General features: G+C 71.3%; 29 protein-coding genes and 1 pseudogene. 22 read left to right on the top strand and 8 right to left on the bottom strand.

Annotated features, from left to right (window positions below; all coding sequences use genetic code 11):
- Nucleotides 1–67: 67 nt before the first annotated feature.
- Both FB388_RS30645 and FB388_RS30640 read left to right on the top strand, forming a co-directional pair.
- Nucleotides 68–1,294, top strand: coding sequence for a cytochrome P450 (locus FB388_RS30645; protein WP_142105645.1), 1,227 nt, complete (start codon nucleotides 68–70; stop codon nucleotides 1,292–1,294).
- 9 nt (nucleotides 1,295–1,303) lie between these two features.
- Complete coding sequence (locus FB388_RS30640; protein ID WP_142105643.1) at nucleotides 1,304–1,894, top strand: TetR/AcrR family transcriptional regulator; 591 nt, start codon at nucleotides 1,304–1,306, stop codon at nucleotides 1,892–1,894.
- Here the strand turns inward: FB388_RS30640 and FB388_RS30635 are convergent.
- On the bottom strand, nucleotides 1,860–2,666 hold the full coding sequence (locus tag FB388_RS30635; RefSeq protein WP_142105642.1) for a MerR family transcriptional regulator: 807 nt from the start codon (nucleotides 2,664–2,666) through the stop codon (nucleotides 1,860–1,862). The two genes, FB388_RS30640 and FB388_RS30635, sit on opposite strands and share 35 nt — an antisense overlap.
- Nucleotides 2,660–3,418 (bottom strand): alpha/beta fold hydrolase, encoded by a 759-nt coding sequence (locus FB388_RS30630; protein ID WP_246122529.1) that lies wholly within the window; start codon nucleotides 3,416–3,418, stop codon nucleotides 2,660–2,662. Before FB388_RS30630 ends, FB388_RS30635 begins: the two co-directional genes overlap by 7 nt.
- A 199-nt stretch (nucleotides 3,419–3,617) precedes the next feature.
- On the opposite strand from FB388_RS30630, the gene FB388_RS30625 reads away from it, so the two are divergent.
- On the top strand, nucleotides 3,618–4,562 hold the full coding sequence (locus tag FB388_RS30625; protein WP_246122528.1) for a nucleoside hydrolase: 945 nt from the start codon (nucleotides 3,618–3,620) through the stop codon (nucleotides 4,560–4,562).
- A gap of 18 nt (nucleotides 4,563–4,580) precedes the next feature.
- Complete coding sequence (locus FB388_RS30620; RefSeq protein ID WP_142105638.1) at nucleotides 4,581–5,426, top strand: NmrA family NAD(P)-binding protein; 846 nt, start codon at nucleotides 4,581–4,583, stop codon at nucleotides 5,424–5,426.
- A gap of 53 nt (nucleotides 5,427–5,479) precedes the next feature.
- On the opposite strand, the gene FB388_RS30615 is transcribed toward FB388_RS30620, so the two are convergent.
- Nucleotides 5,480–5,950 carry an RrF2 family transcriptional regulator gene (locus FB388_RS30615; RefSeq protein WP_142105636.1) on the bottom strand — a complete coding sequence of 157 codons (471 nt, stop codon included), beginning with the start codon at nucleotides 5,948–5,950 and terminating at the stop codon, nucleotides 5,480–5,482.
- 58 nt (nucleotides 5,951–6,008) lie between these two features.
- On the opposite strand from FB388_RS30615, the gene FB388_RS30610 reads away from it, so the two are divergent.
- On the top strand, nucleotides 6,009–6,749 hold the full coding sequence (locus FB388_RS30610) for an SDR family oxidoreductase (RefSeq protein WP_142105634.1): 741 nt from the start codon (nucleotides 6,009–6,011) through the stop codon (nucleotides 6,747–6,749).
- Nucleotides 6,750–6,764: 15 nt separating this feature from the next.
- On the opposite strand, the gene FB388_RS30605 is transcribed toward FB388_RS30610, so the two are convergent.
- Nucleotides 6,765–6,965: an MmyB family transcriptional regulator gene (locus tag FB388_RS30605; protein WP_170225892.1), complete on the bottom strand. Its 201-nt coding sequence runs from the start codon at nucleotides 6,963–6,965 to the stop codon at nucleotides 6,765–6,767.
- Between FB388_RS30605 and FB388_RS30600 the strand changes: the two are divergent.
- The 7 genes and pseudogenes from FB388_RS30600 to FB388_RS30570 form a co-directional block, all read left to right on the top strand.
- Nucleotides 6,943–7,154: pseudogene (locus FB388_RS30600) on the top strand (IMP dehydrogenase); the annotation flags it as partial. The gene FB388_RS30605 and the pseudogene FB388_RS30600 overlap by 23 nt on opposite strands.
- Before the next feature lie 74 nt (nucleotides 7,155–7,228).
- Nucleotides 7,229–8,041 carry an SAM-dependent methyltransferase gene (locus FB388_RS30595; RefSeq protein WP_246122526.1) on the top strand — a complete coding sequence of 271 codons (813 nt, stop codon included), beginning with the start codon at nucleotides 7,229–7,231 and terminating at the stop codon, nucleotides 8,039–8,041.
- Nucleotides 8,042–8,081: 40 nt separating this feature from the next.
- The gene (locus FB388_RS30590; protein WP_246122525.1) at nucleotides 8,082–8,942 is read left to right on the top strand and encodes an alpha/beta fold hydrolase; all 861 of its coding nucleotides are present in this window, start codon (nucleotides 8,082–8,084) and stop codon (nucleotides 8,940–8,942) included.
- A 36-nt stretch (nucleotides 8,943–8,978) separates the two neighbouring features.
- Nucleotides 8,979–9,428 carry a helix-turn-helix transcriptional regulator gene (locus FB388_RS30585; RefSeq protein ID WP_142105630.1) on the top strand — a complete coding sequence of 150 codons (450 nt, stop codon included), beginning with the start codon at nucleotides 8,979–8,981 and terminating at the stop codon, nucleotides 9,426–9,428.
- Between the two features lie 5 nt (nucleotides 9,429–9,433).
- Entirely contained in the window at nucleotides 9,434–9,853 is a 420-nt protein-coding gene (locus FB388_RS30580; protein ID WP_211362277.1) for a VOC family protein, read from the top strand.
- A gap of 2 nt (nucleotides 9,854–9,855) precedes the next feature.
- Nucleotides 9,856–10,068: a hypothetical protein gene (locus FB388_RS30575; RefSeq protein WP_142105626.1), complete on the top strand. Its 213-nt coding sequence runs from the start codon at nucleotides 9,856–9,858 to the stop codon at nucleotides 10,066–10,068.
- 32 nt (nucleotides 10,069–10,100) lie between these two features.
- Nucleotides 10,101–12,491: an ATP-binding cassette domain-containing protein gene (locus tag FB388_RS30570; protein ID WP_142105624.1), complete on the top strand. Its 2,391-nt coding sequence runs from the start codon at nucleotides 10,101–10,103 to the stop codon at nucleotides 12,489–12,491.
- Nucleotides 12,492–12,601: 110 nt separating this feature from the next.
- Here FB388_RS30570 and FB388_RS30565 read toward each other — a convergent pair whose 3' ends face one another.
- The gene (locus FB388_RS30565; RefSeq protein WP_246122524.1) at nucleotides 12,602–13,021 is read right to left on the bottom strand and encodes a winged helix-turn-helix transcriptional regulator; all 420 of its coding nucleotides are present in this window, start codon (nucleotides 13,019–13,021) and stop codon (nucleotides 12,602–12,604) included.
- A gap of 111 nt (nucleotides 13,022–13,132) precedes the next feature.
- Between FB388_RS30565 and FB388_RS30560 the strand changes: the two genes are divergently transcribed.
- Both FB388_RS30560 and FB388_RS30555 read left to right on the top strand, forming a co-directional pair.
- On the top strand, nucleotides 13,133–14,332 hold the full coding sequence (locus FB388_RS30560; protein WP_246122523.1) for an MFS transporter: 1,200 nt from the start codon (nucleotides 13,133–13,135) through the stop codon (nucleotides 14,330–14,332).
- Nucleotides 14,329–15,195, top strand: coding sequence for an alpha/beta fold hydrolase (locus FB388_RS30555; RefSeq protein WP_142105620.1), 867 nt, complete (start codon nucleotides 14,329–14,331; stop codon nucleotides 15,193–15,195). The genes FB388_RS30560 and FB388_RS30555 overlap by 4 nt, the downstream gene beginning before the upstream one ends.
- 25 nt (nucleotides 15,196–15,220) lie before the next feature.
- Here the strand turns inward: FB388_RS30555 and FB388_RS30550 are convergent, their stop codons facing one another.
- Entirely contained in the window at nucleotides 15,221–15,850 is a 630-nt protein-coding gene (locus tag FB388_RS30550; RefSeq protein WP_211362276.1) for a TetR/AcrR family transcriptional regulator, read from the bottom strand.
- A gap of 298 nt (nucleotides 15,851–16,148) precedes the next feature.
- Here FB388_RS30550 and FB388_RS30545 point away from each other — a divergent pair, with 298 nt between their 5' ends.
- Genes FB388_RS30545 through FB388_RS30510 form a run of 8 tightly spaced genes read left to right on the top strand, consistent with a single transcriptional unit; the run spans nucleotide 16,149 to nucleotide 23,544 of the window.
- Complete coding sequence (locus FB388_RS30545; protein WP_142105618.1) at nucleotides 16,149–17,141, top strand: ABC transporter substrate-binding protein; 993 nt, start codon at nucleotides 16,149–16,151, stop codon at nucleotides 17,139–17,141.
- Nucleotides 17,138–17,977 (top strand): histidine racemase CntK family protein, encoded by an 840-nt coding sequence (locus FB388_RS30540; RefSeq protein ID WP_211362275.1) that lies wholly within the window; start codon nucleotides 17,138–17,140, stop codon nucleotides 17,975–17,977. The genes FB388_RS30545 and FB388_RS30540 overlap by 4 nt, the downstream gene beginning before the upstream one ends.
- A complete protein-coding gene (locus FB388_RS30535; protein WP_142105616.1) occupies nucleotides 17,970–18,755 on the top strand; it encodes a class I SAM-dependent methyltransferase in 786 nt (261 codons plus the stop codon). The genes FB388_RS30540 and FB388_RS30535 overlap by 8 nt, the downstream gene beginning before the upstream one ends.
- A 31-nt stretch (nucleotides 18,756–18,786) precedes the next feature.
- Nucleotides 18,787–20,085 (top strand): opine metallophore biosynthesis dehydrogenase, encoded by a 1,299-nt coding sequence (locus FB388_RS30530; protein WP_142105615.1) that lies wholly within the window; start codon nucleotides 18,787–18,789, stop codon nucleotides 20,083–20,085.
- Entirely contained in the window at nucleotides 20,082–21,353 is a 1,272-nt protein-coding gene (locus FB388_RS30525) for an MFS transporter (RefSeq protein WP_246122522.1), read from the top strand. The genes FB388_RS30530 and FB388_RS30525 overlap by 4 nt, the downstream gene beginning before the upstream one ends.
- Entirely contained in the window at nucleotides 21,350–22,489 is a 1,140-nt protein-coding gene (locus FB388_RS30520) for a FecCD family ABC transporter permease (RefSeq protein ID WP_142105613.1), read from the top strand. The genes FB388_RS30525 and FB388_RS30520 overlap by 4 nt, the downstream gene beginning before the upstream one ends.
- Nucleotides 22,490–22,516: 27 nt before the next feature.
- The gene (locus tag FB388_RS30515) at nucleotides 22,517–23,296 is read left to right on the top strand and encodes an ABC transporter ATP-binding protein (protein ID WP_142105611.1); all 780 of its coding nucleotides are present in this window, start codon (nucleotides 22,517–22,519) and stop codon (nucleotides 23,294–23,296) included.
- 47 nt (nucleotides 23,297–23,343) lie between these two features.
- Entirely contained in the window at nucleotides 23,344–23,544 is a 201-nt protein-coding gene (locus tag FB388_RS30510) for a hypothetical protein (protein WP_170225891.1), read from the top strand.
- 43 nt (nucleotides 23,545–23,587) lie between these two features.
- Here the strand turns inward: FB388_RS30510 and FB388_RS30505 are convergent, their stop codons facing one another.
- Both FB388_RS30505 and FB388_RS30500 read right to left on the bottom strand, forming a co-directional pair.
- A complete protein-coding gene (locus FB388_RS30505) occupies nucleotides 23,588–24,811 on the bottom strand; it encodes a multidrug effflux MFS transporter (protein ID WP_142105607.1) in 1,224 nt (407 codons plus the stop codon).
- 55 nt (nucleotides 24,812–24,866) lie between these two features.
- Nucleotides 24,867–25,727, bottom strand: coding sequence for an NAD(P)H-binding protein (locus tag FB388_RS30500; RefSeq protein WP_142105605.1), 861 nt, complete (start codon nucleotides 25,725–25,727; stop codon nucleotides 24,867–24,869).
- Nucleotides 25,728–25,765 lie beyond the last annotated feature (38 nt).

The raw sequence follows: 25,765 nt of genomic DNA, 5'->3' as shown, positions 1-25,765 counted from the left end.
TTGACCTGATGACTTGAGGTCAGCAATACTGACCTCAAGTCATTAGGTCGAGGTCGGGAGCGTTGCCGTGTCGGGATCCCAGCTGGTCGGCTCGTTGCTCGACCCGGCGTCGCGTGCCGACCCGTACCCGATCTACGCGCGGCTGCGGCAGCTGGGGCCGGTGTGGATCGAGGAGATGTCCACCGCGATCGTCAGCGGGTTCGACGACTGCGAGCGGCTGTTGCGCGAACCGCGGCTGAGCGCGGAGCGGTGGCGGCGCACCGGGTCGTTCCTGGACGGCGTCGCGCTCCCGCCGGGCACACCGTCGTCCGTGCGGCAGCCCTGGTTCCTCTCCCAGGACCCGCCGGACCACACGCGGCTGCGGCGCCTCGCAAGCCGGCCGTTCACCGCTCGTGCCGTCGCTCGGATGGAGCCAACCATCGTCGATCTGGTGGACGAGCTCCTGGATCGCACCGCCGGGCGCGACTCGTTCGACGTGCTCGCCGACTTCGCCCACCCGCTGCCGGTGACGGTGATCTGTCGGATGCTCGGCGTCCCGCTGGCCGACGAGCCGCTCTTCCGGCGATGGTCCGCGCAGCTCACGCAGTTCCTCGACGGGTTCACGCCGGTCGGCGACCTTGCGGGGGAGACGCCGGGGTGGGTGCCGGGGCTGATCGAGATGCACCGGTACGTGAACGACCTCGTCGCAGACCGGCGGGCTCACGCCGGCGGCGAGGACCTGATCTCGGCGCTCCTCGCGGCGGAGGAGGGCGGCGACGCGTTGACCCACGACGAGCTGGTGTCCACCGTCGTGCTCCTCCTGGTGGCCGGGCACGAGACCACCGTCAACCTGATCGCGGCTGGGGTGCTCGCCCTGCTGCGCAACCCCGACCAGCTGGCCGGACTGCGCGCCGACCCCGGCTCGGCACCCGCGGTCGTCGAGGAGGTCCTGCGCTACGACCCGCCCGTGCAGCTCACCGCGCGCATCGCGAAGCAGGACGTGCCCATCGGCGACGTGGTCGTGCCCGGGGGGAGCATGTTGATCCTCCTGCTGGCCGCCGCGCACCGCGACCCGGACGCCAACCCCGACCCGGATCGCTTCGACCCGCATCGCACCGAGATCCGCCACCTCGGCTTCGGGTTCGGCCCGCACTTCTGCCTCGGTGCCCCGTTGGCGCGGCTCGAGGGACGGATCGCATTGACCCGGTTCGCCCAGCGCGTGCGGGAGCCGAAGCTGGTCCTCGACCCGCCGCCGTACCGCGAACACGTCAACCTGCGCGGGCCGAGCGAGCTGCCGATCGTGCACAGGTCCTAGCCTCTGGCCGTGGGCATCCCCCGGACGCGTCGTCGCCTCACCCCGGACGAGAGACGCGCCGAGCTGATCGACGCGGCCGTCCGGCTCCTGCGGTCCGGACGGGAGGTGTCGAACTGGGCGCAGGCGGTCACCACCGAGGCCGATGCCGCGAAGGGGACGTTCTACCTCTACTTCTCCTCGTGGGACGACATGCTCGTCGCGGTGCGCGACCGGGTGCAGCAGGAGTACGTGACGCGGTACCGGGAGCTCGCCGAGTCGCCCGAGCGCCTCGACTGGTGGGCCGTCCTCGACGCCGAGTGCGACGCCGCCATCGACTTCATCGCCCAGCCGAGTGGCCTCCACCACGCGGTCTTCCACTCCGCCGCCGTGCTCGCACCGATCGACGACGACGTGGACATCATCGGGGCGATCGCCCGGTTCCTCAGCCGGGGCATCGAGGAGGGCGCCTTCCGGGCGGTCGACGCCCGCGCCGCCGCCGCGTTCCTCTTCGCCGTCGTGCATGCAGCCGCGGATGCCATCGCCGCCGGCGACGGGGCGGATCGGTGGCGGTCGTCCGTCCGCGATCTCACGCGGAGCTGGTTGGGCCGGACGGACGGGTGAACGCCGGGTCCACGCGCTCGAGCTTCGTCCAGCCCGTCCAGCCGCGTTCCCGCAGCAGCTCCACGAGCCGACGGGCGGGCGGGGCGGTGTCGAACGCCAGTGCATCCATCAGCTCGACGAACGGTGGCTCGACGTCGGCGTCGTCGACGTGGTCGTCGCCCTGCTCGTCGGCCATCTGCGTGATGTACGCGGCCATCTCGTCGGCCAGCTCGACCAGCCTCGGGTCGTCGTCGCTCCGGTCGAGCGCCTGGCCGAGCGTGCGGTAGAAGTCGACGAGCCGCGGGTCGGCGATCTGTTGGCGCTTGCGTGCCACCCACTCCGGGAGCCGATCGCGCGAGCGCGCCGCCAGCAGGATCCAGCCGTCCCGTTCGACCTGGACGATCCGCTCGTCGACCCCGAGCGCCCGCAGGTGGTCCAGGAACTCGACCACCTCGGGTGGCAGCGCGAGGCCGTCCCCAGCGGTGAGGCGCGCGATCCGCTCCCGGTGCCGCTGCCGCTCCCGGATCTCGGCCTGCAGCCGCGCGTCGATCTCCGCGACCGCCGTGGCGAACCCCTCCTCGTCGGCCTGCAGCAGCTCCCGCACGCGGGCGAGCGGGACCCCGGCCTCGGCCAGGGTCCGGATCCTGACCAGCTCGAGCACGGCGCACGCGTCGTACCTGCGGTAGCCGGAGTGGTCCCGTTCCGGTTCCGGCAGCAGCCCTCTGGCGTGGTAGTGCCGCACCGCGCGCACGGTCACCCCGGCGTACGACGCCAGCTCGCCGATCGTCAGCACCGCACCAGTCTCCGGATGATCCGGGCGATCTGCGGGGCGTGGGTGAAGACCAGCCCGTGATCGGCGTCGAGCCAGGACGTGGAGACGTGCGGCAGCTCGCGGGCGAGCCGCTCGACGCCTGCGCGCCAGAGCCGGTTGTACCGCTGCGCAGGCCCGTCGCCACCGCCGGCCATGGAGGTCGACGCGATCATGCTGATCGGGCGGTCGATCTTCCGGTACCGGTCGAGGATCGCGGGCCGGAGCACGTCGAGCTCGAGGTTGAGGTCGAGGATGTCCTGTGCCGTGAGCGACACCTCGGATCCCTGCCGCGCCACCTGGTCCTCCCACATCGCGCGGAACACCGGCAGGTCGGCCTCGGTGAGGAACGGTTCGGGCACCGGGTTCGCCCCGTCGACGAGTACGAGCCCGGCGACCGGGTTGGGGCGCTCGGCGGCGTGGTGCACGACCAGGTCCGCGCCGAGCGAGTAGCCGACCAGCAGGGGCGGCGACGGCAGGTCGAGCTCGGCCATCACGGCGTCCAGATCGCCGAGGAACGCGTCGAAGGAGTACCGGTCCGCGCGTGTGGCGAGGCCGTGGCCCCTGAGGTCGAACGTCACCACGTCGTGGTCGCGACGCAGCAGCTCGGTCAGCTCGTGCAGATCGGCCTGGGTGGAGCACAGCCCCGGACACAGGACCAGCGGTCGCCCCCGCCCGCCGCGGGACACCGGGATCGTGACGCCGTCGTGGCGGATCGTGAAGGTGGTCGTGGTCATGGCGGGCATGGTGCGACGTTGACCCGGGGTCAGGGTCAAGCCGCGGGCGGGCCCGTACCCGATCCAGCCCGAGCTGGTCATCGGGGCCTCCCGGGGCGTGTCGCGGGACGTCCACCCCGGAGAACACTCGCCACTCCAGCGGCGGCTGTATGAGCCGATCACGTGACCGGTTCGGCGGTCACTGGTTGGCTCACCGGTCGTGACGCCGATCATCCTCGACTGCGACCCCGGCCACGACGACGCGATCGCGATCATGCTCGCCGCCGGCGACCCGGCCGTCGACCTACTGGCGATCACGACGGTCGCCGGGAACCAGACGCTCGACAAGACCACCCTCAACGCGCTGCGGGTGTGCACGCTCGCCGGCATCCACGACGTACCCGTCGCCGCCGGGTGCCCGCGTCCGTTGACGCAGCCGTTGCAGGTGGCCGAGGACGTGCACGGCGAATCCGGCCTGGACGGGCCGCGCTTCGGCGAACCCACCGTGCGGGTGAGCGGCGAGCACGCCGTCGACCTGGTGCACCGCATCCTGCAGGAACACCCGGAGCCGGTGACCCTCGTCCCGACCGGGCCGCTCACCAACATCGCCCTGCTGCTCACCCGGTACCCGGAGAACGCACCGCGGATCCGCGAGATCGTGCTGATGGGCGGCTCCACCGAGCGCGGCAACGTGAGCCCGTACGCCGAGTTCAACATCTTCGTCGACCCCGAGGCCGCGGCGATCGTGTTCGGCAGCGGCGTGCAGGTGACGATGTGCGGCCTGAACGTCACGCACCAGGCGCTCGTCACGCCGGACGTCGTCGCGCGGCTGGAGGCGCTCGGCGGCGCCATCGGCCCGGTGTGCGTCGAGCTGATGACGTTCTTCGCCTCGGCGTACCGGAAGGTGTTCGGCTTCGAGGCGCCGCCGCTGCACGATCCAGTTGCGGTGGCGCGGGTGATCGACCCGTCCCTCGTGGAGTGCGTGGACGCGCACGTGGCGATCGAGGTGGTGGGCCGGTTCACCCGCGGTGCCACCGTCGTCGACCTCGGCGGAGTGCCGAACGCGAAGGTGGCCGTCGGGCTCGACGTGCCGCGCTTCTGGGACCGGCTCGTGGCCGCGCTCGCGAATGTGGCTGCACCGGATCTTGACCTGGAGTCGAGTTGAGCTCTTAGCGTCGCTGCTGTGACCACACTTGTGACGGGTGCGACCGGGAACACCGGATACCACGTTGTTTCGGAGCTCGTACGCCGCGGGGAACGGGTACGGGCGTTGACGCGGAATCCGGCCGCGGCAGCGGCGAGGTTTCCCGCCGAGGTGGAGCTGGCGGCCGGCACGCACACCAGGCCGGAGGAGCTGGACGGCGCGCTCGACGGCGTCGACCGGTTGCACATCACGGTGACGGCCGGGCTCGCCGAGGTCGGACCCGAGCTGGTCCGGCGAGCGGGCGACGCGGGCGTCCGACGCATCACCGTGGTGTGGGGTGGCGCGGTGGGGCCGGTCGAGCAGGCCGTGGCGGAGTCGGGCGTGGAATGGACGCGCCTGGAACCGCAGGAGTTCATGTCGAACACGCTGACCTGGGCCGACTCGATCCGGACCGAGGGAGTGGTTCGCGAGCCGTACGACTTCCCCAGCGCGCTGGTGCACGAGGCCGACATCGGCGCCGTTGCGGCGGTCGCACTTCTCGACGACGGCCACGCCGGACGTGCGTACAACCTGACGGGGCCCGAACCGCTGACCCCGCGGGAACGGATCGCGATCCTGTCCCGGGCGGTCGGGCGCGACATCGCATTCGTCCCGATCATGCACGAACAGGCCGTCGACCGGCTGGTGGCCACCGGTGTGTCCCGCGCGGATGCCGAGTACGTCATCGGCTGGTACGCGGCGCCCACCGCCGACGCGACGACCGTCGTCGACACCGTCGAGCAGGTCACAGGTCGGCCGGCACGCGCATTCGCGCAGTGGGTGGCCGAACACGCCGAGCACTTCCACACCGCCTCACAGCCTGCTCAGGGCGTGCTGCCCCCGTAGGGCCGGCGCTCGCACGAGCGCCGCTCTCGTCCGAGGGGCCGCAGGGCCGGGGGTCAGCGCGGGGCGATGAGCGATCGCGTGCGGGTCGGCGCAGTGGGCGGTAGCTCGGAGAGGATGCCGGCGAGCGTGATCCCGCCGAGGTGCTGCCGCCACGCGTCGTGTGCCTCGGCCATCTTGCGGGCCAGGATGCAGGTGTCGCGGCAGTCCTCGCGCGGCAGGGCGCCGCGGCCGCGCTGGCGGATCTCCCGGCACTCGTACGGCGAGGCCGCGCCGTCGACCGCCTCGACGAGCTGCAGCAGCGTGATCTCCGCCGGCGGACGGGCGAGGCGGAACCCACCGCGGGGACCGGTGGTGGCCGCCAGCAGGCCGGCCTTGACGAGCGCCTGCAGCTGCTTGGCGAGGTAGGGCCCGGGCAGGTCGAAGTAGTCCGCGAGCTGCTTCGTCGACGCCGTGGCCCCCGGTTCCAGCTGGGCCAGGGTCGTGGCGCAGTGCAGGACCCACTCCGTGCTCACGGGCAGCTTCACGCGTCACATCTTATCGTGGATATTGCGGATCTATTTAGTCCTAGATACGGTCGGTGGCATGCGGATCGCAGTCGCCGGAGCCACCGGCAACATCGGAGCACTCACCGTCGCCGCCCTGGAGCGCGACGGCCACGAGGTCGTGCGCATCAGCCGCTCACTCGGCGTGGACCTGACCACCGGCGACGGCCTCGACGATGCGCTGACCGGCGTCGAGGCCGTCCTCGACGCCACCAACAGCCCGGCCACGGACGAGGCCGAGGTGGTGGCGTACTTCGGCGCCGCCACCCGGAACCTGCTGGCCGCCGAGGAGAAGGCGGGCGTGCGGCACCACGTGCTGCTCTCGATCGTCGGGATCCACGAGATCGGGGGCAACGCCCACTACGCCGGCAAGCGCGAGCAGGAACGCCTGGTGTCGGCCGGGCCGGTGCCTTGGACGATCGTGCCGGTCACGCAGTTCCACGACTTCGCCGAGATGGTGGCGGGCTGGACCGAGCAGGACGGTGTCGCCTCGATCGCGCCGCTGCTGGTGCAGCCGATCGCGCCCGCGGACGTCGCCGAGGTCCTCGCCGAGATCGCGACCGGCGAGCCGCAGGGCCGCTACCGCGACGTCGCAGGCCCGGAGCCGCAGGACCTCGTGGACATGGCCCGACGCACGTTCGAGGCCCGCGGTCGGGCGGTGACGCTGGTGCCCACGTGGTCCGGCGTCTTCGGCCTCGGGATGGCCGGCGACGTCCTGCTGCCCGCCGACGACGCCCGCATCATGCTGACCACGTTCGAGGAGTGGCTGAAGAGCGCCTGAGCGCTACCCCGGTCGTCAGGTGACGGGAGCGTGCGGGGCCCGCTCCTCCGTCGCCGCCCAGCTGGCGAGCAGGCCGAGCGCATCCGCCGACGGAGAGCCCGGTTCGGCGCTGTACGCCTGCAGCGTGAGGCCCGGGTCCGCAGGCAGGTCCATCGACTCGTACGCCAGGACGATGTCGCCGACGACGGGGGTCCCGATGGGCTTCGACACGTTCATGCGGAACGTCACGCTCACCGGCGGTGCCGCTCCGGCTCGCGCCTACATCGAGCAGCTGCTGCCCGACGTCCTCGACGGTCGGGTCGAACCGGGCCGGGTGTTCGACCGCACGGTTGGCCTCGACGACGTGCCCGACGGCTACCGCGCGATGGCCGACCGCACGCGCTGAAGGTGCTCATCCGGCCCTGAGCGGTGGGCCGTTGTCGCCGATGCCGATCTCCGGAAGGATCCGCGCCACGACAGGAGCCGAGGGGGAGCTTCACGTGGCCGACGCGCGGGACGAGCTGGAACCCAACCACCGGATCCGGCCCGACGTGCCGGGTGCCGCCCGCATCTGGAACTACTGGATGGGCGGCAAGGACAACTACGAGGCCGACCGGGCGGCCGGGGACGCCGCGCTGCAGCTGTTCGACATGCGTGCCGTGGCCACCCAGTCCCGGCAGTTCCTCATCCGCGTGGTGCGGTTCCTGACCGCGGAGGCCGGGATCCGGCAGTTCCTCGACGTCGGCACCGGCCTGCCCACCATGCAGAACACCCACGAGATCGCGCAGGCGATCGCGCCGGACGCGCGGGTCGTCTACGTCGACAACGACCCGATAGTGCTCGCCCACGCGCGGGCGCTGCTGGTCAACACGAGCCCGGAGGGCGTGACCACCTACGTCGACGCCGACTACCACGACCCCGACCTCGTCATCGCCGAGGCCCGGAAGGTCCTCGACCTCGACGAGCCGATCGCGGTGCTGTTCATGGGCGTGCTCGGCCACGCGCGGAGCTTCGAGGCGGCGCGGTCGATCGTGGCGCGCGTCATGGACGCGACGCCGTCCGGCAGCTACCTCGCGGTGAACGACTCGAACGACATCAACCCCGACTTCGTCCGGCTGTGCGAGAACTACAAGGCGACCGGGGCGGTGCCGTACATCCCGCAGCCCATCGCGCAGATCCGCAGCTATTTCGCCGACCTGGAGCTGGTCGAGCCCGGCGTCGTGCCGATCACGCAGTGGCGGCCCGACCCCACCGACATCGGGGAGGTCGCACCACTGGAGGAGACGACCGGGGCCGTGGGCCGCAAGCCGTGACCGCCGATGAGTTCTCGGTTCGTGCCGAGTCCCATCGACCGTGAACACCGACACCCTCGTGCTGCCCGAGGTCGACCTCGTCTACGACGTCCGCGGCCAGCTACCCCCTGCGGACGGGCGCCCGCCGCTCCTCATGATCGGCCAGCCCATGCAGGCCGACGGCTTCGCTTCGCTCGCCCCCCACTTCCCCGACCGCACCGTGGTCACCTACAACCCGCGCGGTCTGGGGCGCAGCACCCGCAAGGACGGCCGCACCGACCACGACCCCGAGGTCCAGGCCGCCGACATCCACGCACTCGTCCGGGCGCTCGACGCCGGCCCGGTCGAGGTGTTCGCGAGCAGCGGGGGTGCGATCACCGCACTCGCCCTCGTGGCGGCCTATCCCGACGACGTGACCGTCCTGGTGGCGCACGAGCCCCCGATCATCCCGGTGCTGCCGGACGCGGCCGCAGGCGAGCGCGCACGGGCCTGGTTCCGGGACGCGTACGAGGCCAAGGGGTTCGGGGCCGGGATGGCGGCGTTCATCGCGGTGACGTCGTGGGAGGGCGAGTTCACCGAGGAGTTCTTCGACCAGCCCCCGCCGGACCCGGCCGCGTTCGGGCTGCCCACCGAGGACGACGGCACCCGCGACGACCCGCTGCTGTCCGACCTGTCCTGGGCGGTCAGCAGCTACCGCCCCGACGTCGACGCGCTCGCCGCGGCACCCACCCGGGTGGTTATCGCGGTGGGTGAGGAGACCGGCAACACCTTCACCGGACGCACCGCGGTGGCTACCGCCGAGCTGCTCGGCCAGGCGGTCACGGTGTTCCCGAGCCACCACGGCGGCTTCGCGGGCCCCGAGTTCGGCTACCCCGGTCAGCCCGAGGCGTTCGCGCGGAGGCTGCGTGAGGTGCTCGGGTGAACGCCTGATTTCGCGGGACGTGGCACGATCTCGCGGGTGACCAGCAGACCGGCCGAGGCGGAGCGCCTCCGCGACCTCGCGCGGCTGCGCCGGGTACGCGACCGGATGGACCGGGAGTACGCGCAGCCGCTCGACGTTGAGGCGCTCGCCCGTGGCGTGAACATGTCGGCGGGGCACCTCAGCCGCCAGTTCCGCGCCGCGTACGGCGAGTCGCCGTACTCCTACCTCATGACGCGGCGGATCGAGCGCGCCATGGCGCTGCTGCGCAACGGCGACCTCAGCGTCACCGAGGTGTGCTTCGCGGTCGGCTGCTCGTCGCTCGGCACGTTCAGCACCCGCTTCACGGAGCTGGTCGGGGTGCCGCCGAGCGTCTACCGCCGGCAGGCGAGCGACGAGCTGGCGGGGATGCCGCCGTGCGTGGCGAAGCGGGTGAGCAGACCGGTCAGGAATCGAGAAGCACGGGCTCCGCAGCCGCACCTAACGTGACCGTCATGGACCTCACCATTCACCAGGCCTTCCTCCCGCACGAGGACCCGCAGGCGTCCCTCGCCTTCTACCGCGACACGCTCGGGTTCGAAGTCCGCAACGACGTCGAGTACGGCGGCCAGCACTGGATCACCCTCGGGCCGCCGAACCAGCCCGACACGTCCATCGTCCTGCACCCGCCCGCCGCCGACCCCGGCATCACCGATGACGAGCGCCGCACCATCACGGAGATGATGGCCAAGGGCACCTTCGCCGGCATCAACCTGGCCACCAAGGACATCGACAGCACGTTCGAGCGGCTGCAGGCAGGCGTCACGGGCGGGGCCGAGGTCGTCCAGGAGCCGACCGACCAGCCGTGGGGCGTCCGCGACTGCGCCTTCCGCGACCCCGCCGGCAACATGATCCGCATCTTCGAGGTGCGCTGATCATGAGTGCGAACAAGTGGGTCCGGCAGATCCACCGCTGGGTGGCCATCGCCTTCACCGTGACCGTGATCGTCTGTTTCGTCGCCTTGACCGGGATCCTGCCCTTCTGGGTGTTCTACGTTCCGTTGCTCCCGCTCCTCCTGCTGATGCTCACAGGCTTGTACATGTTCGCGCTGCCGTACGTCGTCCGGCGGCGAGCCGTACTCGAGAGCTGAGCACCGAACCCCCACCGACCACTGGAGAGACGATGAGCACGGCCACGAGAGCCGACACCCAGTCGGCTGCGCAGCACGTCGCCGACCGCCACGACCTGATCCGCGTGCACGGAGCGCGCGTGAACAACCTGAAAGACGTGAGCGTCGAGATCCCGAAGCGCAGGCTGACGGTGTTCACCGGCGTCTCCGGGTCGGGCAAGAGCTCCCTGGTGTTCGGCACGATCGCGGCCGAGTCGCAGCGGCTGATCAACGAGACCTACAGCGCGTTCGTGCAGGGCTTCATGCCCACGCTGGCGCGCCCGGACGTCGACGTCCTCGACGGGCTCACGACCGCGATCATCGTCGACCAGGAGCGGATGGGCGCCAACCCCCGCTCCACGGTCGGCACCGTCACCGACGCCAACGCGATGCTGCGCATCCTGTTCAGCAGGCTCGGCCGGCCCAACGTCGGTCCCCCGATCGCGTTCTCGTTCAACGTCCCGACCCGCAGGGCGAGCGGTTCGCTGCTCACGGAGAAGGGCAAGGGGGAGCGCACGGTGGTGCGCAACGCCGTCTACCACGGCGGTATGTGCGCGCGCTGCGAAGGCATGGGCAGCGTGTCCGACATCGACCTGACGCAGCTGTACGACGGGAGCAAGTCGCTCAACCAGGGCGCGCTGACGATCCCCGGCTACAGCATGGACGGCTGGTACGGACGCATCTACCGCGGCTGCGGCTTCTTCGACCCGGACAAGCCGGTCCGCCAGTTCACGAAGAAGGAGCTCCACGACCTCCTGTACAAGGAACCCACGAAGATCAAGGTCGACGGGGTCAACCTGACGTACTCGGGCGTCGTCCCGCAGATCCAGAAGTCGTACCTGTCGAAGGACATCGACTCGCTGCAGCCGCACATCCGCGCATTCGTCGAGCGGATCGCGACCTTCACCACCTGCCCCGACTGCGACGGCACCCGCCTCAACGAGGCGGCGCGATCGTCGAGGATCGAGGGGATCAGCATCGCCGACGCCTGCGCGATGGAGATCCGCGACCTCGCCACCTGGGTGCGTGGGCTGGACGAGCCATCGGTGGCGCCGCTGCTCACCGCGCTCGGGGACACGCTCGACTCGTTCGTCGAGATCGGGTTGGGCTACCTCTCGCTCGAGCGGCCGTCCGGCACGCTGTCCGGCGGTGAGGCGCAGCGGGTCAAGATGATCCGCCACCTCGGCTCCTCGCTCACGGACGTCACGTACGTCTTCGACGAGCCCACGATCGGGCTGCACCCGCACGACATCAAGCGCATGAACGACCTCCTGCTGCAGCTGCGCGACAAGGGCAACACGGTGCTCGTCGTCGAGCACAAGCCGGAGGTGATGGCCATCGCCGACCACGTCGTCGACCTCGGCCCCGGCGCCGGCACGGCGGGCGGCACCGTCTGCTTCGAGGGCACCGTCGACGGGCTGCGGGCGAGCGACACGATCACCGGCCGGCACCTGGACGACCGGGCTCGTCTCAAGCCGTCGGTGCGGACGCCGTCGGGTGCGCTGGAGGTGCGCGGGGCGAGCACCCACAACCTGCAGGGCATCGACGTCGACATCCCCCTCGGCGTGCTGGTGGTGGTCACCGGCGTGGCCGGGTCGGGCAAGAGCTCGCTGATCCACGGCTCGGTGGCCCGCCGCGACGGCGTGGTGTCGATCGACCAGGGCTCGATCCGCGGCTCGCGCCGGAGCAACCCCGCGACGTACACCGGCCTGCTGGATCCGATCCGCAAGGCGTTCGCGAAGGCCAACGGCGTGAAGCCCGCGCTGTTCAGCGCCAACTCGGAAGGGGCGTGCCCCGCCTGCAACGGTGCGGGCGTCGTCTACACCGAGCTCGGGTTCATGGACACCGTCGCCACCACCTGCGAGGAGTGCGAGGGGAAGCGGTTCCAGGCGGCCGTGCTGGAGTACCGGCTCGGCGGTCGCGACATCACCGAGGTGCTCGGGATGTCGGTGACCGAGGCCGAGGCGTTCTTCGGCGCAGGAGAGGCCCGTACCCCCGCTGCACACGCGGTCCTCGCCCGGCTCGCCGACGTCGGGCTCGGCTACCTCACCCTCGGCCAGCCGCTCACCACCCTGTCCGGCGGCGAGCGGCAGCGGCTCAAGCTCGCGGTCCACATGGCCGAGAAGGGCGGCGTCTACGTCCTCGACGAGCCGACCAGCGGCCTGCACCTCGCCGACGTCGAGCAGCTGCTCGGCCTGCTCGACCGGCTCGTCGAGTCCGGCAAGTCGGTGATCGTCATCGAGCACCACCAGGCGGTCATGGCCCACGCGGACTGGATCATCGACCTCGGCCCCGGCGCGGGGCACGACGGTGGCCGCGTCGTGTTCGAGGGCACGCCGTCCGATCTCGTCGCGGCCCGATCCACCCTCACCGGGGAGCACCTCGCGGCGTACGTCGGCGCCTGACCGCGATCCTCTGCGCCGTACCGCCCTTCCCAGAAGTTCAGGAAAGCCACGTTCCAGGCCTTCAAGGCCCTGAACGTGGCTTTCCTGAACTCCCCGAAGCCCCGACGTGATCACCGGTACATCTCGATGACCGTTTCCTCCGGGGTGAGCAGGCGGCCGTCGGCGGCGCGGATCTCCACCTTCGCCACCGGCTCGCGGTGCTCCCGGTCGACGAGGCGGAACCGATCCTCGTCGGCCTGGAAGAAGTACTCGTCGCCCCACTGCCGCAGCGCGACGATGACCGGGAACAGGGCGCGGCCCTTCTCGGTCAGTGCGTACTCGTGGTGCTGGCTCCCGTCACCTGCCGGGACGGTGTGCAGGATGCCGTGCGCGACCAGGCTGGACAGGCGAGCGGACAGGATGTTCTTCGCCAGGCCGAGGCTCTTCTGGAACTGGCCGAACCGGCGCAGGCCGTCGAAGGCGTCGCGGATGATCAGCAGTGACCAGCTGTCGCCGATCACGTCGAGCGGCCGCGCGACGGGGCAGCTCATGTCCATGTGACTCCGTCTCTTGACCACGAGGCCTCCTCTCTGACGGTTGCATGTTGAAACCAGCTCCTGTTACGGTGCGATGGTAGCAACTTGAAACCGTTTGGAGGGCGTGTGGACGGCAGGCAGGTGGCCATCGCGGCGCCCGTGCTCCCCCGGGGCACGGCGTTGCTGATCGCAGCGGCCGCCGGCAATGCCGTGGCCGCCCTGTACTTCGCGCCGCCGCTGCTCGCCGACATGGCCGGGGACCTCGGGATGAGCCGCGCGACGATCGGCATCGTCACGACCGTCACGCAGGTGGGGTACGGGCTCGGGCTGCTGCTCCTGGTGCCACTGGGCGATCTGCTCGACCGCCGCCGGCTGGTCCGCGCGCAGGCGCTGCTCTCGGCGCTCGCGCTGGTCGCCGTCGCGTTCGCCCCGACCGGCCCGGCGCTGCTGGCCGCCCTGGCGGTGGTCGGGGCGCTCGCCGTGCTGGCGCAGGTGCTGATCGCGTACGCGGCGAGCGCGGCGAACCCCGCGCAACGGGGCCGGATCGTCGGGATCGTCACCAGCGGGATCGTGCTCGGCATCCTGCTCGCCCGGACCGTGGCGGGGGCGATGGCCGATCTCGCCGGGTGGCGCTCGGTGTACCTGACCTCGGCGGCCGCGACGCTCGTGATCACCACGTTGTTGGTCCGAGCCCTGCCCCGGCACACCGGCGGGCGGCAGCGGGTCTCGTACGCGCGACTGATCGGGTCGGTGTTCCGGTTGTTCGTCGAGGTCCGCGTGCTGCGGATCCGCGCGGTTCTGGCACTGCTCGGCTTCACGGCGTTCACGGTGCTGCTGACCCCGATGGTGCTCCCGCTGAGCGCGCCGCCGTTCTCCCTGTCCACCACCGAGATCGGGCTGTTCGGGCTGTCCGGGATCGCCGGTGTCCTCGGCGCCGCCCGGGCCGGCCGGCTCGCCGACCGCGGTCACGCGCAGCGCGCCACCGGGATCGGGCTGGCGCTCATGCTGGCGTCCTGGCCGGTGATCGGGCTGCTCCCGTGGTCGCTGTGGGGCCTGATCATCGGCGTGCTCGTGTTCGACTTCGGACTCCAGGCCGTGCACGTGGCCAACCAGAGCCTGACCCTGCGGGCCCGGCCCGCTGCGCAGAGCCGGCTCACCGCCGCCTACATGGTCTTCTACTCGATCGGCTCGGCCACCGGCGCCATCACGTCCACCGTGGTCTACGCCTCGGCCGGCTGGACCGGCGTCTGCGTCCTCGGCGCCGCCGTGACCTGCACCGCCTTGCTGTTCTGGGCGCTCACCCGACACGAAGGAGCAACCCGATGACGATCCACTACCGCACCGCCGACATCGACGGGCTGTCGATCTTCTACCGGGAGGCGGGGGACCCGGCCGACCCGGTGATCCTGCTGCTGCACGGGTTCCCCGCGTCGTCGTTCCAGTACCGGGACCTGATCCCGCTGCTGGCCGCCCGGTTCCACGTCATCGCGCCCGACTACCCCGGCTTCGGCCACAGCGCCGCACCGTCGAACACCGAGTTCGCGTACACGTTCGAGCACCTCACCGACGTCGTCGAGCGGTTCACCGAGCAGCTCGGCCTCGACCGCTACGCCTTGTACCTCCAGGACTTCGGCGGACCGGTCGGCTTCCGGCTCGCGGTGCGGCATCCCGAGCGGGTCTCGTTCCTCGTCGTGCAGAACGCCAATGCCTACGAGGAGGGATTGCCGGACGACTTCTGGAAGGTCCCGCGCCAGGTCTGGGCCGACCCGTCGCCGGAGCACCGGGCCGTGCTCGCCGATGCGGCCATGTCCGACGAGGCCCTCGCGTGGAACTACACGCACGGCACCGACCCGTCGAGGGTCAGCCCCGACAGCTGGGTGCTGCAGCGCGCGCTGCTGGACCGCCCCGGCAACCGGGAGGCCATGCTGGACCTGCTCGTCGACTACCGCACCAACCCCGATCGCTACCCGGAATGGCACGAGTACTTCCGCACCCACCGGCCGCCCACGCTGGTCGTCTGGGGCCGCAACGACGAGATCTTCCCGGAGTCCGGCGCGTACCCGTACGCCCGCGACCTCCCCGACGTCGACCTCAACATCCTCGACGCAGGCCACTTCGCACTCGAGGACCACACCGCCGAGATCGCCGCTCACATCGAGCGGTTCGCCGCCGGTCTCGCGAGCCGGTAGCTGCCGGTAGGGGTCGGCCGCCGGGTCAACGCGCCGGTCGGCCGACCGCCAGCTCGTCGATCCACTGCTGCAGGCGTTGGCCTCTACGAGTCAGGAGCTCGGCGTCGCCGAGGGTGCTGGTGAGCACGGCGGCGCCCTGGTAGGCGGCCAGCAGCTCGATCGCGAGGTCACGCGCGTCTGCTCGTCCCATGGCGCGGAACTGCTGCTCGGTCCAGTCGAGCTGGATCCGCATGAGGGTGGCGGCCAGCGGGTCCGGGCCTTCGGCGCGCATGGCCAGCTCGGAGGAGAGCGTCCCGTACGGGCAGCCGTACTGCGTGCCGTACCGCTCGGTCGCTGCGACAGCGTGCTCGACCAGCACGGCGACGAACGCCTCGAGCCGTGCCTCGGGGCTCTGGTGCCGGCGCTCGACCTCGGAGACCAGCGTCTGCAGCTGATCTTCGTACGTGCGCACGACCGCACCGACGATCTCGTTCTTCGTCTTGAAGTAGTAGTAGACGTTGCCCACCGGCACGTCCGCGGCGTTCGCGATGTCGGCCAGGCTCGTGCCGGCGATGCCCTTGAAGTACACCAGCTCGCGGGCGGCGCTCACCAGCCGCTCTCGCTTGCCGGGCCGGGTGGCCGACGCGGATCCGCCGCCCTGGGCCAAGTCAGTCACCTCACTGAGGTTATCCGATCCCCGCCCCGCCGCCCAGTGGGCAGCGTATTGACAATGAATATCGTTCCACCTACGTTCGTGGAAGGTTTCAACGCGAGGGTGGCGACGTAGCGAGGGCTTTCCACGGGCGTCGGCACGCGGTCGGCCTGGCTGTCGCCATTCCGCGCCGGGGCGACCGGTGTTGCTCGGCGGGCAGGCCGGTGTGAAGCGCCCGTATCGGTGCGGGGCGGAACGAGACGTTCCTTCGGTACGGGCTCGGGGGGTTCGAACGCGTGGACGAGAGTGGAGAGCTGGTCTGATGGGGCGTTTCCGGTCCGGTGTCGCTGTTGTGGTGGGAGTGGTGCTGGTCGCCGGGTGCGGGGCCGGCACGCAGGGCGGCACGGGTTCGATCGTGGTGGACAGCTGCGGGCGGGAGGTCGTCTTCGACTCGCCGCCGGAGCGAGTCCTCGCGATCGGGTCGGAGGCGCCGGGACTGTTGGCCGCGGCGGGAGCGGGTGCTGCGGTGACGCACTACGCCGGGACCCTGGCGGCGCCCTTCGGTGCCGAGGTGCGTCCCGTGGTGGAGCGGGCGCAGCGGGTCCTGGAGGACTCGCACGACGTGTCGTTCGAGACGATCATCGGCTCCGGGGCGGACGTCGCGATCGGAACGGACATCTCGTCGGCCACCGACATCAACGCGCTGGCGGACCGGCTCGCCCAGGCCGGGGTGCAGCTGTTGACGGTGAGCGGCTACTGCGCGGCCGTCAACCCCGCCTCGGTGGAGGGGCGGTCCGGTTTCGAGCTGATCTACCGCGACATCGAGGCCTACGGACGGCTCTTCGGCACCGAGCAGGTCGCGGCGAAGGCGATCGAGGGTCTGCGAGAGCGGGTCGCGGCGGTCGAGGAGCGGACGGCGGCCCGGTCCGGGCAGAGCGCGATCCCGCTGTACATGAGCGCGGACGGCCCGCTCGGTGCCTACGGCGGTCAGGCGCTGGTCTCGGAGCAGATGAGGGTGCTGGGACTGGACAACGTGTTCGCCGATGTGCCGAAGCGCTACTTCGAGCCGAACGCGGAGGAGATCGTCGACTCGGCTCCGGATCTGGTCTTCGCGATGTTCGTCCCGACGGGGTCGTCGGCACTGGAGACCGACAGCGACGTCGTGGCGGAGCTGCGTGGTCGGCCGGAGCTGGCCGGTCTGCAGGCCGTTGCGGACGACCGGGCGGTGGTGCCGCTGAACTACTACTACACCTCGGCGAGCCCGCTCGCCGTGGACGGGCTCGAGCTGCTGGCCGACCAGATCGTCGGTGCGTGACCGGGGGAAGGTCGGTGGCCACCAGGGAGATCGACTTCGTCAAGGTGAGCCCGACGCAGAACATGACGCTGCTGGTCAGGTCGGAGCATCCGGTCGAGGAGTACGGGGGCATCGCGACGGCGATCATGTCGGCCGGGCACGTGCACGCCGAGCAGGTCGGGTTCGTCCGGAAGCCGACGTCACCCGGGGCCGATGCAGGCCTGCACATGGCCGCAGGCGAGTTCTGCGGCAACGCCTGCATGGCACTCGCCGCCGTGAGCGCGTCCGAGGACGGCCTGGGCGTCACCGGCCCGACGGATCTCGTGCTCGAGTCGTCGGGGGCGGAGGACGTCGTCAGGTGCCGGGTCGAGCGCCGGTATCCGGACTACTTCTGCGAGATCGCGGTGCCGCTCCCGCGACGGGTCCAGCCGTGGACGGCCGGCGCCGGGTCGGCGCTCGTCCTGTACGAGGACGCGCTGCACGTCGTCATCGAGGCCGATCGGGTCGACCAGGAGACCAGGGACCGGGCGCAGGCGACGGCGCTGCGGCTGGGGGAGTCCTGGAGCGTTCCGCTGATCGGGGTCATGGTGTACGAGCCGCGCCGCAAGAGGCTGACTCCGCTCGTCCACATCCCGTCCCTCGACTGCATGGTGTGGGAGCGGAGCTGCGGTTCCGGTACGGGGTCGCTCGGGGCGTACCTGGCGCTGAAGCAGCGGGGTCCGATCGCGACGGACGTGACCCAGCCCGGCGGGACGATGCGCGTGACGGCGAACTACGAGCACGGCAGGTTGGCCGAGCTCAGGGTCGCCGGATCGGTCCGCATCGTGGCCGAGGGGAAGGCGTACGTCCATGCCTGACCTGCTACTGGCGTTGAGCGACTACCGGCAGCGGTTCACCGCGCTGGCGCAGGGCTACGACGGATCGACCCGCCGCGCCGCGGAGCTCGAGCAGCTCATGGGCGAGTACTCGGCCTTCGTGACCGACGAGCACAACCAGGGTCCGTTCGCCGCTCTCGAACGAGAGCAGCCGGCGGACATCGCCGACCTGGTGGCCGGTCTGCGTACGCAGTCCGCACGTTGCGCCTCGATCATGGAGAAGTACCGGGCGCTCGACCTGCTGGACGGTCGCGCCCGGTCGGCCGGCTACTTCGACAACGTGGAGTCCTGCATCGAGCAGGAGTTCGGTGCGTTCGAGCTCACCTCGGCGTCCAAGGTGCTGCTCGTCGGCTCCGGGGCGTTCCCGATGACGCCGCTCCACCTCGCAGAGCGCATCGGGGCCTGCGTGGTCGGTGTCGACATCGACGTCGAGGCCGTCGAGCTCGGACGGCGGGTCGTGCAGCGGCTGGGGGGCGGCTTCGACATCACGCTGGAGCACGTCCCCGTGGAGGCACTCCCGTTCACGGGCGAGGCGACCCACGTCATCTTCAGCTCGACCGTCGAGGCGAAGTACGACCTGCTGGATCTGCTGCACGCCCTGACCCGCGACGAGGTTGTCGTGGCGATGAGGTTCGGCGATCGGCTGAAGTCGCTCTTCAACTTCCCGATGCGGCAGGTCGATCAGCGGAAGTGGCGGCTGGTCGACACGATCCGCCGCCCGGAGCAGGTGTTCGACATCGCGCTGTACGTGAAGGCGTGAACGTTCTCCAGGCTTATCGACAAGGTGGCAGATGAACGATTTCGGGCGAGTCCTGATCGCCGGAACCGGACCGACGTCCGTGCAGTTGGCCGTCCTCGTGAAGAACCGTCTGGGGTGCGCGGTCGGCATCGCGGGGAGGGAGTCCCAGCGTTCTGAGGAGTTCTTCGCGGCGCTGGCGGAGAGCGCCGGTGCGCTCCGCGTGGACGTCCAGAACAGCACGCACCGCGAGCTGGCCGGGGAATGCGGGGTCGACGAGGTCTTCCGGTGCTACGAGAGCGTCACCGGGGAATGGTGCACCCTCGTCCTGACGGTCACCGCCGACGCGTACGTCGCGGTCCTGGACCGGCTGGACCGCCGCGTCCTGCAGCAGCTCGGATGCGTCGTCCTGGTCTCGCCCACCTTCGGCTCGAACAGCCTCGTGCGGAACTACCTGCGACGGCAGGGGGCGAACGCCGAGGTGGTCAGCTTCTCCAGCTATCTGGGCGACACCCGCTGGTCAGACGGTTCCCCGTCACCCCACGTGTTGACCGCCGGGGTCAAGAGGAGGTTGTACCTGGCTTCGAGTCACGGCGGATCGGGGAACGTCGACGGGCTCTGCGGGCTGCACGAGCGGCTCGGCATCGCGGTGGGCGTCATGGACCGCCCGGTCGAGGCGGAGAGCAGGAACATCTCGTTGTACGTCCACCCGCTGCTGTTCATGAACGAACTGTCGTTGAACGCGGTGTTCCTCGAGCCCGAGCCCACCAGGTACGTCTACAAGCTGTTCCCCGAGGGTCCGATCACGCCGTCGTTGATCCGCGACATGGTGGCGCTGTGGAAGGAGCTGACCGCCCTCGTCGCGAAGATGGGGGGCACGGGGGTCAACCTGCTCCGGTTCATGGTCGAGGACAGCTATCCCGTGCGGCCGGAGAGCGTGCCCCCGGAGGACATCGACCGGTTCGAACAGCTACCCGTGATCCACCAGGAGTACCTGGTGTACGTGCGGTACGCCTCGCTGCTGGTCGACCCGTTCTCCGAGCCGGATGAGAACGGGCGGTACTTCGACTTCTCGGCGATCCCCATCCGGCCGATCTTCGTCGACAGCGCGGGGCGGTGGGACGTCCCGAGGATGCCGAAGGAGGACCACTACCGCACGAAGATCATCCAAGGCGTGGCGCGCCACCTGGGATCGCCGTGCCCGACGATCGACAAGCTCCTGACCAGCTACGAGAAGACGCTCACGGCCGCGGCCCGGGCGCGCGCAGGCGAGCGGTTCTCCGACGCCTTCCTGGTGCAGGACTTCGAGGACGACCTGAGCATGATCCGCGCGGAGATTGCGGGAGCCCCGTGAGCGACGACCATCGGGAACCGGGCGAGGGTACGCAGCGCGACCACGTCGTCCGCACCACCGAGAACACGACCCCGACGACGAGGACCGGGGCGCCGGCCGAGCCGCTGCCCAGCGACCGGCGGATCGCAGGGGCGATCTGGCCGGCGCTGCTCGCATCCGTGGTCGGCCTCCTGCCGTTCACGGTGTTCAGCACCTTCCTGGTGTCGATCGCCGACGCCGTCGGCGAGGGTGACGCGGCCGTTGGCGCGCTGCGCGGTCTGGGCGGCGTCGGCGCCGTGCTGGTGGGCATCGCGGTGGCGCCGCTGATCGGCCGGATCGCGCCGGGCCGGGTGGCGGCCGGGGCGCTGGTGCTGATCGCCGCGGCTTCCTTCGTCGGAACGCTGGCCTGGATCCCCACCCTGGCCGCGTTCTGCCTCCTGATCGGCGTGGCGAACTCGGCGCTCTACCCGGCCCTGTCCACGGCGGCCGCGGATCGGTTCGGGACCGGCCCGGCCGCCGGCCGAGCCGCGACGCTGGTGATGACGACCCAGACGCTGGCCGCGACGCTGGCCGCGCCGCTGATCGCGTTCCCCGCGCTGTGGTGGGGCTGGCAGGGAGACCTGATCGCGATCGCGGTGATGGCGTTGCTGCTGACGCCGGTTCTGCTCCGCTACGGCCGCGAGGCCCACGTCACCGGCGAGAAGCGCCCCGGCTACTTCGTGGCCTTCCGCATGCTGGCCGCAGTGCCCGGTGCGCGCCCGCTGCTGCTGGTGGCGTTCGGGCGAACGGGGGCCTTCATGGGGCACCTGGCGTTCCTGGCCCCGTTCTACACCGACGAGTTCGGCCTGGCGCCCGGAGCGTTCGCATTCGTGTGGACCCTCAGCGGGGGGTCGTTCTTCCTCGGCCACCTCGTCGCCGGCCGGCTGGTGAACACCACGGATTCCGACGAGCGGGCGCACCGCGCGATGCGCATCAGCCTGCTGACGGCGCTGGTCGCACTATTCGCGGTGTACCTGGCGCCTGCGCTGTGGATGACGCTGCTCGCCACCGCGGCGCTGTCGGCGAGCCACGCCGTGATCGCCGCGGCGGTGGTGACCCTGCTGGTGCGCCGGTGCGGCGCGGTGCGGGGGACGGCCCTCAGCCTCAACTCCTCCGGCATGAGCCTGGCCCTGTTCCTCGGCGCGGCGGTCGGTGGCGCGGCGCTGGCCGCAGGGGGCTACCTCGCCGCCGCCACCGTCTTCGGCCTGCTCACCCTGCTCGCGCTGGGTGCCGCGCTGACGCTCCGATGAGCGCCACCGAGGAGTTCCGCCGCCACCCGGACTCCGTCGCCGTGGAGCCGGATGTGGTACCGCCCGGGGCGGATCCCCGCGAGGTCGACGACCTCGACCACGACCGGCGGCGGTGGCACACCCGGATCTGGGTCGGGGGGCTGACGCTCGTGCTGCTGGTCTCGTTGCCCGCTGCGGTGGGTATCGGGCCGGTGGGCATCGGGCCGGACACGGTGGCGCAGATCGTGAGCCGCCCGCTGATCGGCATTCCGCAGGAGGTCACCTGGACCCCGGCCCAGGACGCCATCGTCTGGCTGCTGCGCGTGCCACGCGTGCTGCTGGGTGCCGTCGTGGGAGCCGGCCTGGCGGTCGCCGGGGTCGTGCTGCAGGCCATGACCCGCAACATGCTGGCCGAGCCCTACCTGCTGGGGGTGACCTCCGGGGCCTCGACGCTGGCGGCCGCGTCGATCCTCTTCGGGCTCGGCGCGGGGATCGGAACGAGCTCACTGGCCGCCAGCGCGTTCGTCGGTGCACTGCTGGCGGGGGCGGGGGTGTTCCTACTCGCCCGCGTCGGTGGCCAGATGACCTCGACCAGGCTGGTCCTCGCCGGTGTCTCGATCGGCTACGTGCTTCACGCGATGACGTCGTTCCTGATCTTCGCATCGGACGATCCGGACGCAGGCCGCGCCGTCCTGTTCTGGATCCTCGGCTCGCTGACGCTGGCCAGCGGCGGGTCCGCGCTGGTCACCACGGCGGTCGTGGCGGGCTCCCTGGTCCTGCTGATGGCCTGGGCCCGCCACCTGGACGCCCTGTCGATCGGCGACAACACCGCGCAGTCGCTGGGGATCTCCCCGACCCGGCTGCGCGCCCGCTCCATGATCGTGGTCGCGCTATGCGTCGGAGCCCTCGTGGCGGCGTCCGGCGGGATCGGGTTCGTGGGCCTGATCATCCCGCACGTCGCCCGGCTGTGCGTCGGCACCGCCCACCGTCGGCTGCTTCCCGTGGCCGCTCTGCTGGCCGCGATCTTCCTCGTCTGGGCCGACGTGCTCGCGCGGATCGCCATGGTCCCGCAGGAACTGCCGCTGGGCATCGTCACCGCGCTGGCCGGGGCGCCGCTGCTGTTCCTGCTGGTCCGCCGGCTCGACCCGACCCGCTGACCCCACTACCCGACGGGCACCTCGAAGATGATCACCGCAACCGATGTCTCCTTCGCCTATGATGGCAAACTGGTGATCGACGGCGTCGGGCTGCGCGCCGGGCCGGGCGAGGTGGTCGGGCTGATCGGGCCGAACGGCAGCGGGAAGACCACGTTCCTGCGGACCCTGTACGCGGCCCTGCGCCCGCGTGCCGGTCTGGTCACCGTCGACGACGACCCGGTCGCGACGCTGAGCGGAGCGGACCTCGCCCGACGGCTGGCGGTGGTCGCCCAGGAGACACCGTCGGATCTGCCGATCACCGTCGCGGACATGGTGCTGCTGGGCCGTTCCCCGCATCGCCGGGCCTTCGCCCCGTTCACCCGCGAGGACCACCGCGCGGTGGCCGCCGCCCTGAGCCGCGTGGGCGCCCGGCACCTGGCGGACCGCCGGTACGCCACGCTGTCCGGCGGGGAGCGGCAGCGGGTCCTGGTCGCGCGGACGCTGGCCCAGCAGGCCGAGCACCTGCTCCTCGACGAACCGACCAACCACCTCGACATCCGCTACCAGCACGAGATCCTGCGCCTGGTCGGCCGGCTGCCGGTCACGACGGTGGTCGTCCTGCACGACCTCAACCTCGCCGCCCGCTACTGCGACGCACTCGTCCTGCTCGACCGGGGCCGGGTCGTCGGCGCCGGGTCGCCGGAGCAGGTCCTCACCGTCGAGGCGGTGCGCGCGGTGTACGGGATGCACGTCGAGCGCGTGTACGGCGGTGGCCGCATGCAGCTGATCTTCAGCCCGATCGACGAGCCCGGACCGGGTCCGAGCTAGCGGCCGATCTCACCCGGCGCGCGGGGATGTGGCGGTCATCCGGCGAGGTGCGCGCACGCGTCGCCGACGACCCGGCGCAGCCTGGTCAACGTCTCCACGCGCTGCCGCACACCCTGGCCCCGGCCATCGCGCCGATCTTCCTGACCATCGGCGGCAGCGGGCAGAACTACAGCGCGCTATTCGTCGTCGGCGCGGTGTTCTCGGCGCTCGCGGCGTTCGCGGTCCTCCGCGTGCGCACCGCGCTGTGAGAGCCCGCAGCCACACCGACCGGCTGAGCAACCGTCCGAGCAATCACCGCGTCACCTTCATCGAGATCACGCGGAGCCAGGCGAGGAGCAGCAGGGTCACGAGTCCGGCACCGCCGACAACAGCCGCGGTCGCCAGGGCGGCGCTTCCCGTGCCCGCCAGTGGTGCGGCCAGGCCGCCGACGAGGAACTGGGTCGATCCGAGCACCGCGGCGGCGGCTCCTGCGTTCGTGCCGTGGTCCTCGAGCGTCAGCGCCGCGGCGTTGGGCAGGACGAACCCGACGCAGGTGACCAGCACGAAGAAGCAGGCGAGCAGTGGCCACAGCCCGAGCTGGGCGACCACGACGGGGATCGACGCGAGACCGGCCGCCGAGGCCCCGACGGCGCCCCCGGTGAGCAGTTTCCGGGCACCGAGCCTGCCGACCAGTCGCCCGCTGAGCTGGGCGGCGGCGACGAGGCCCAACGCGTTGACGGCGAAGACGAGGCCGTACTGCTGGGGGCTGAGCCCGTAGCCGTCCTGCAGCACGAACGGCGACCCCGAGATGTAGGCGAACATCGCGGCGAAGACGACGGCGTTGACCGCCGTGTAGCCGACCGTCGCCCGGTCGGACAGCACTCGCAGGTAGGACGCGCCGGCGGCGGAGAGCCCTCCGGACCGGCGGCGCTGCGCCGGGAGGGTCTCCGGCAGCGCCACCGCGCAGGCGACGAGCAGCAGACCGCTGAACGCGGCCAGCGCGACGAAGACCGCCTCCCAGCCGGCCAGCCCGATGATCTGCGCGCCTGCGAGCGGGGCGAGGATCGGCGCGAGGCCCGTGACGAGCAGCAGCAGCGAGAAGTAGCGGGCCGCGGCCGCTCCGCTGAACCGGTCGCGGACGCACGCGTAGGCGATGACCAGGCAGAACGATCCACCGAGACCCTGCACGGCGCGCAGGGCGATGAGCGTGCCGATGGTGGGGGCGGCCGCGGCGGCCACCCCCGCGGCCGTGTAGACGACGAGGCCGACCAGGACGGGCCGTCGCCGGCCCAGCACGTCGCTGAGCGGGCCGGCGACGAGCTGGCCGACCGCGAGCCCGATCAGGCACGTGGTCACGGTGAGCTGGGCGAGCGACGCGGTTGCGCCGAGATCGGCGGCCAGCATCGGCAGGCCCGGGACGTAGGCGTCGGTGGACAGCGGCCCCAGCGCGACCAGCCCGGCGAGTAGGACCAGGACGACCGTCGCCCTCGCCGGAGTGTCGGGGACCGGCTCGTCGACGGGTGTGGACCGGGTCATGGTCGTTCCCGTTCGACGGGTGCCGCGGTGGCGCCGAGCGCCGGGGTCCGGTGGCTCATCGCCCGAGGGCCCGACGGACGACGTCGGCGGTGGGGATCGGGTGGTGCCCCGTCAGCTCCTCCACGATGTTCGTGGCCGTGGACAGGAAGCCATCGCGGGTCGCCGCGCCGAACGACACCACGAGCTCGACGGCGCCGTCGGGCAGGCCGAGTCCGCGCAACTGCGCCGCGAACCCGGCGTCGTCCATATCGACCAGCTCGACATCCCGGCCACCGAGCGCGCCGGCGAGCGCCGCGAGGTCGGCTGACCGGACGGCGACCGGACCGGTGACGTCGTAGATCCGTCCGGCGTGTCCGTCCTGGGTCAGCATGGCCGCCGCGACCGCGGCGCAGTCCTCCCGGCTCACGTAGGCGGCCCCGCCCGTACCGGTGTTGCTCGGCAACGTTCCTGACGCGAGCGCCGCCTGCACCCCGGCGATCTGGAGCTCGGAGTAGAGGTTGTTGCGCAGGAACGTCCAGGTCGCCGAGGACGCCCGCAGCGCGGCCTCGGTGGCGGCGTGGTCGGGCACCACGATCGCAGGGTTGCCGGGAACCGGCTCCGGGACCGAGGTGTACACGATGTGCCCGACTCCGGCGGCGGTCGCCGCGGCGATGGCGGCGCGGTGCTGGTCGACCCGTGCCCCCACCGCGTCGGTGGAGATGAGTAGGAGCCGCTCCACCCCCGAGAACGCCTCCGTGAGCGATGCCGGGTCGCTGAAGTCCGCGTGACGCACCTCGGCCCCGGCTCCGGCCAGATCGGCGAGGTTCTCGGGCCGTCGGGTCGTCAGGACGACGCCGCGGGGATCGACGGTCTTGAGCACCAGCTCCGCCGTGGCCCGGCCGAGGGAACCCGACGCCCCGGTGATGGCGATGGTCATGTCCGTCCAATCTGTAGTCAACATGGCTACGAATTAAA

The organism is Pseudonocardia cypriaca (assembly GCF_006717045.1).
In the GTDB taxonomy this organism is placed as follows: Bacteria; Actinomycetota; Actinomycetes; order Mycobacteriales; family Pseudonocardiaceae; genus Pseudonocardia; species Pseudonocardia cypriaca.
Note: the sequence above shows the minus strand (reverse complement) of the source record. Positions and strands in the feature narration are given on the sequence as shown.

What these genes read in the sequence shown, in the direction of transcription:
- FB388_RS30530 (WP_142105615.1), top strand. Translation starts at nt 18,787, where the DNA reads ATGAACGATTTCGGGCGAGTCCTGATCGCCGGAACCGGACCGACGTCC.
- FB388_RS30500 (WP_142105605.1), bottom strand. Translation starts at nt 25,727, where the DNA reads ATGACCATCGCCATCACCGGGGCGTCGGGTTCCCTCGGCCGGGCCACG.
- FB388_RS30520 (WP_142105613.1), top strand. Translation starts at nt 21,350, where the DNA reads ATGAGCGCCACCGAGGAGTTCCGCCGCCACCCGGACTCCGTCGCCGTG.
- FB388_RS30570 (WP_142105624.1), top strand. Translation starts at nt 10,101, where the DNA reads ATGAGCACGGCCACGAGAGCCGACACCCAGTCGGCTGCGCAGCACGTC.
- FB388_RS30580 (WP_211362277.1), top strand. Translation starts at nt 9,434, where the DNA reads ATGGACCTCACCATTCACCAGGCCTTCCTCCCGCACGAGGACCCGCAG.
- FB388_RS30605 (WP_170225892.1), bottom strand. Translation starts at nt 6,965, where the DNA reads ATGAACGTGTCGAAGCCCATCGGGACCCCCGTCGTCGGCGACATCGTC.
- FB388_RS30505 (WP_142105607.1), bottom strand. Translation starts at nt 24,811, where the DNA reads ATGACCCGGTCCACACCCGTCGACGAGCCGGTCCCCGACACTCCGGCG.
- FB388_RS30555 (WP_142105620.1), top strand. Translation starts at nt 14,329, where the DNA reads ATGACGATCCACTACCGCACCGCCGACATCGACGGGCTGTCGATCTTC.
- FB388_RS30610 (WP_142105634.1), top strand. Translation starts at nt 6,009, where the DNA reads ATGCGGATCGCAGTCGCCGGAGCCACCGGCAACATCGGAGCACTCACC.
- FB388_RS30535 (WP_142105616.1), top strand. Translation starts at nt 17,970, where the DNA reads ATGCCTGACCTGCTACTGGCGTTGAGCGACTACCGGCAGCGGTTCACC.
- FB388_RS30565 (WP_246122524.1), bottom strand. Translation starts at nt 13,021, where the DNA reads ATGAGCTGCCCCGTCGCGCGGCCGCTCGACGTGATCGGCGACAGCTGG.
- FB388_RS30515 (WP_142105611.1), top strand. Translation starts at nt 22,517, where the DNA reads ATGATCACCGCAACCGATGTCTCCTTCGCCTATGATGGCAAACTGGTG.
- FB388_RS30575 (WP_142105626.1), top strand. Translation starts at nt 9,856, where the DNA reads ATGAGTGCGAACAAGTGGGTCCGGCAGATCCACCGCTGGGTGGCCATC.
- FB388_RS30630 (WP_246122529.1), bottom strand. Translation starts at nt 3,418, where the DNA reads ATGACCACGACCACCTTCACGATCCGCCACGACGGCGTCACGATCCCG.
- FB388_RS30545 (WP_142105618.1), top strand. Translation starts at nt 16,149, where the DNA reads ATGGGGCGTTTCCGGTCCGGTGTCGCTGTTGTGGTGGGAGTGGTGCTG.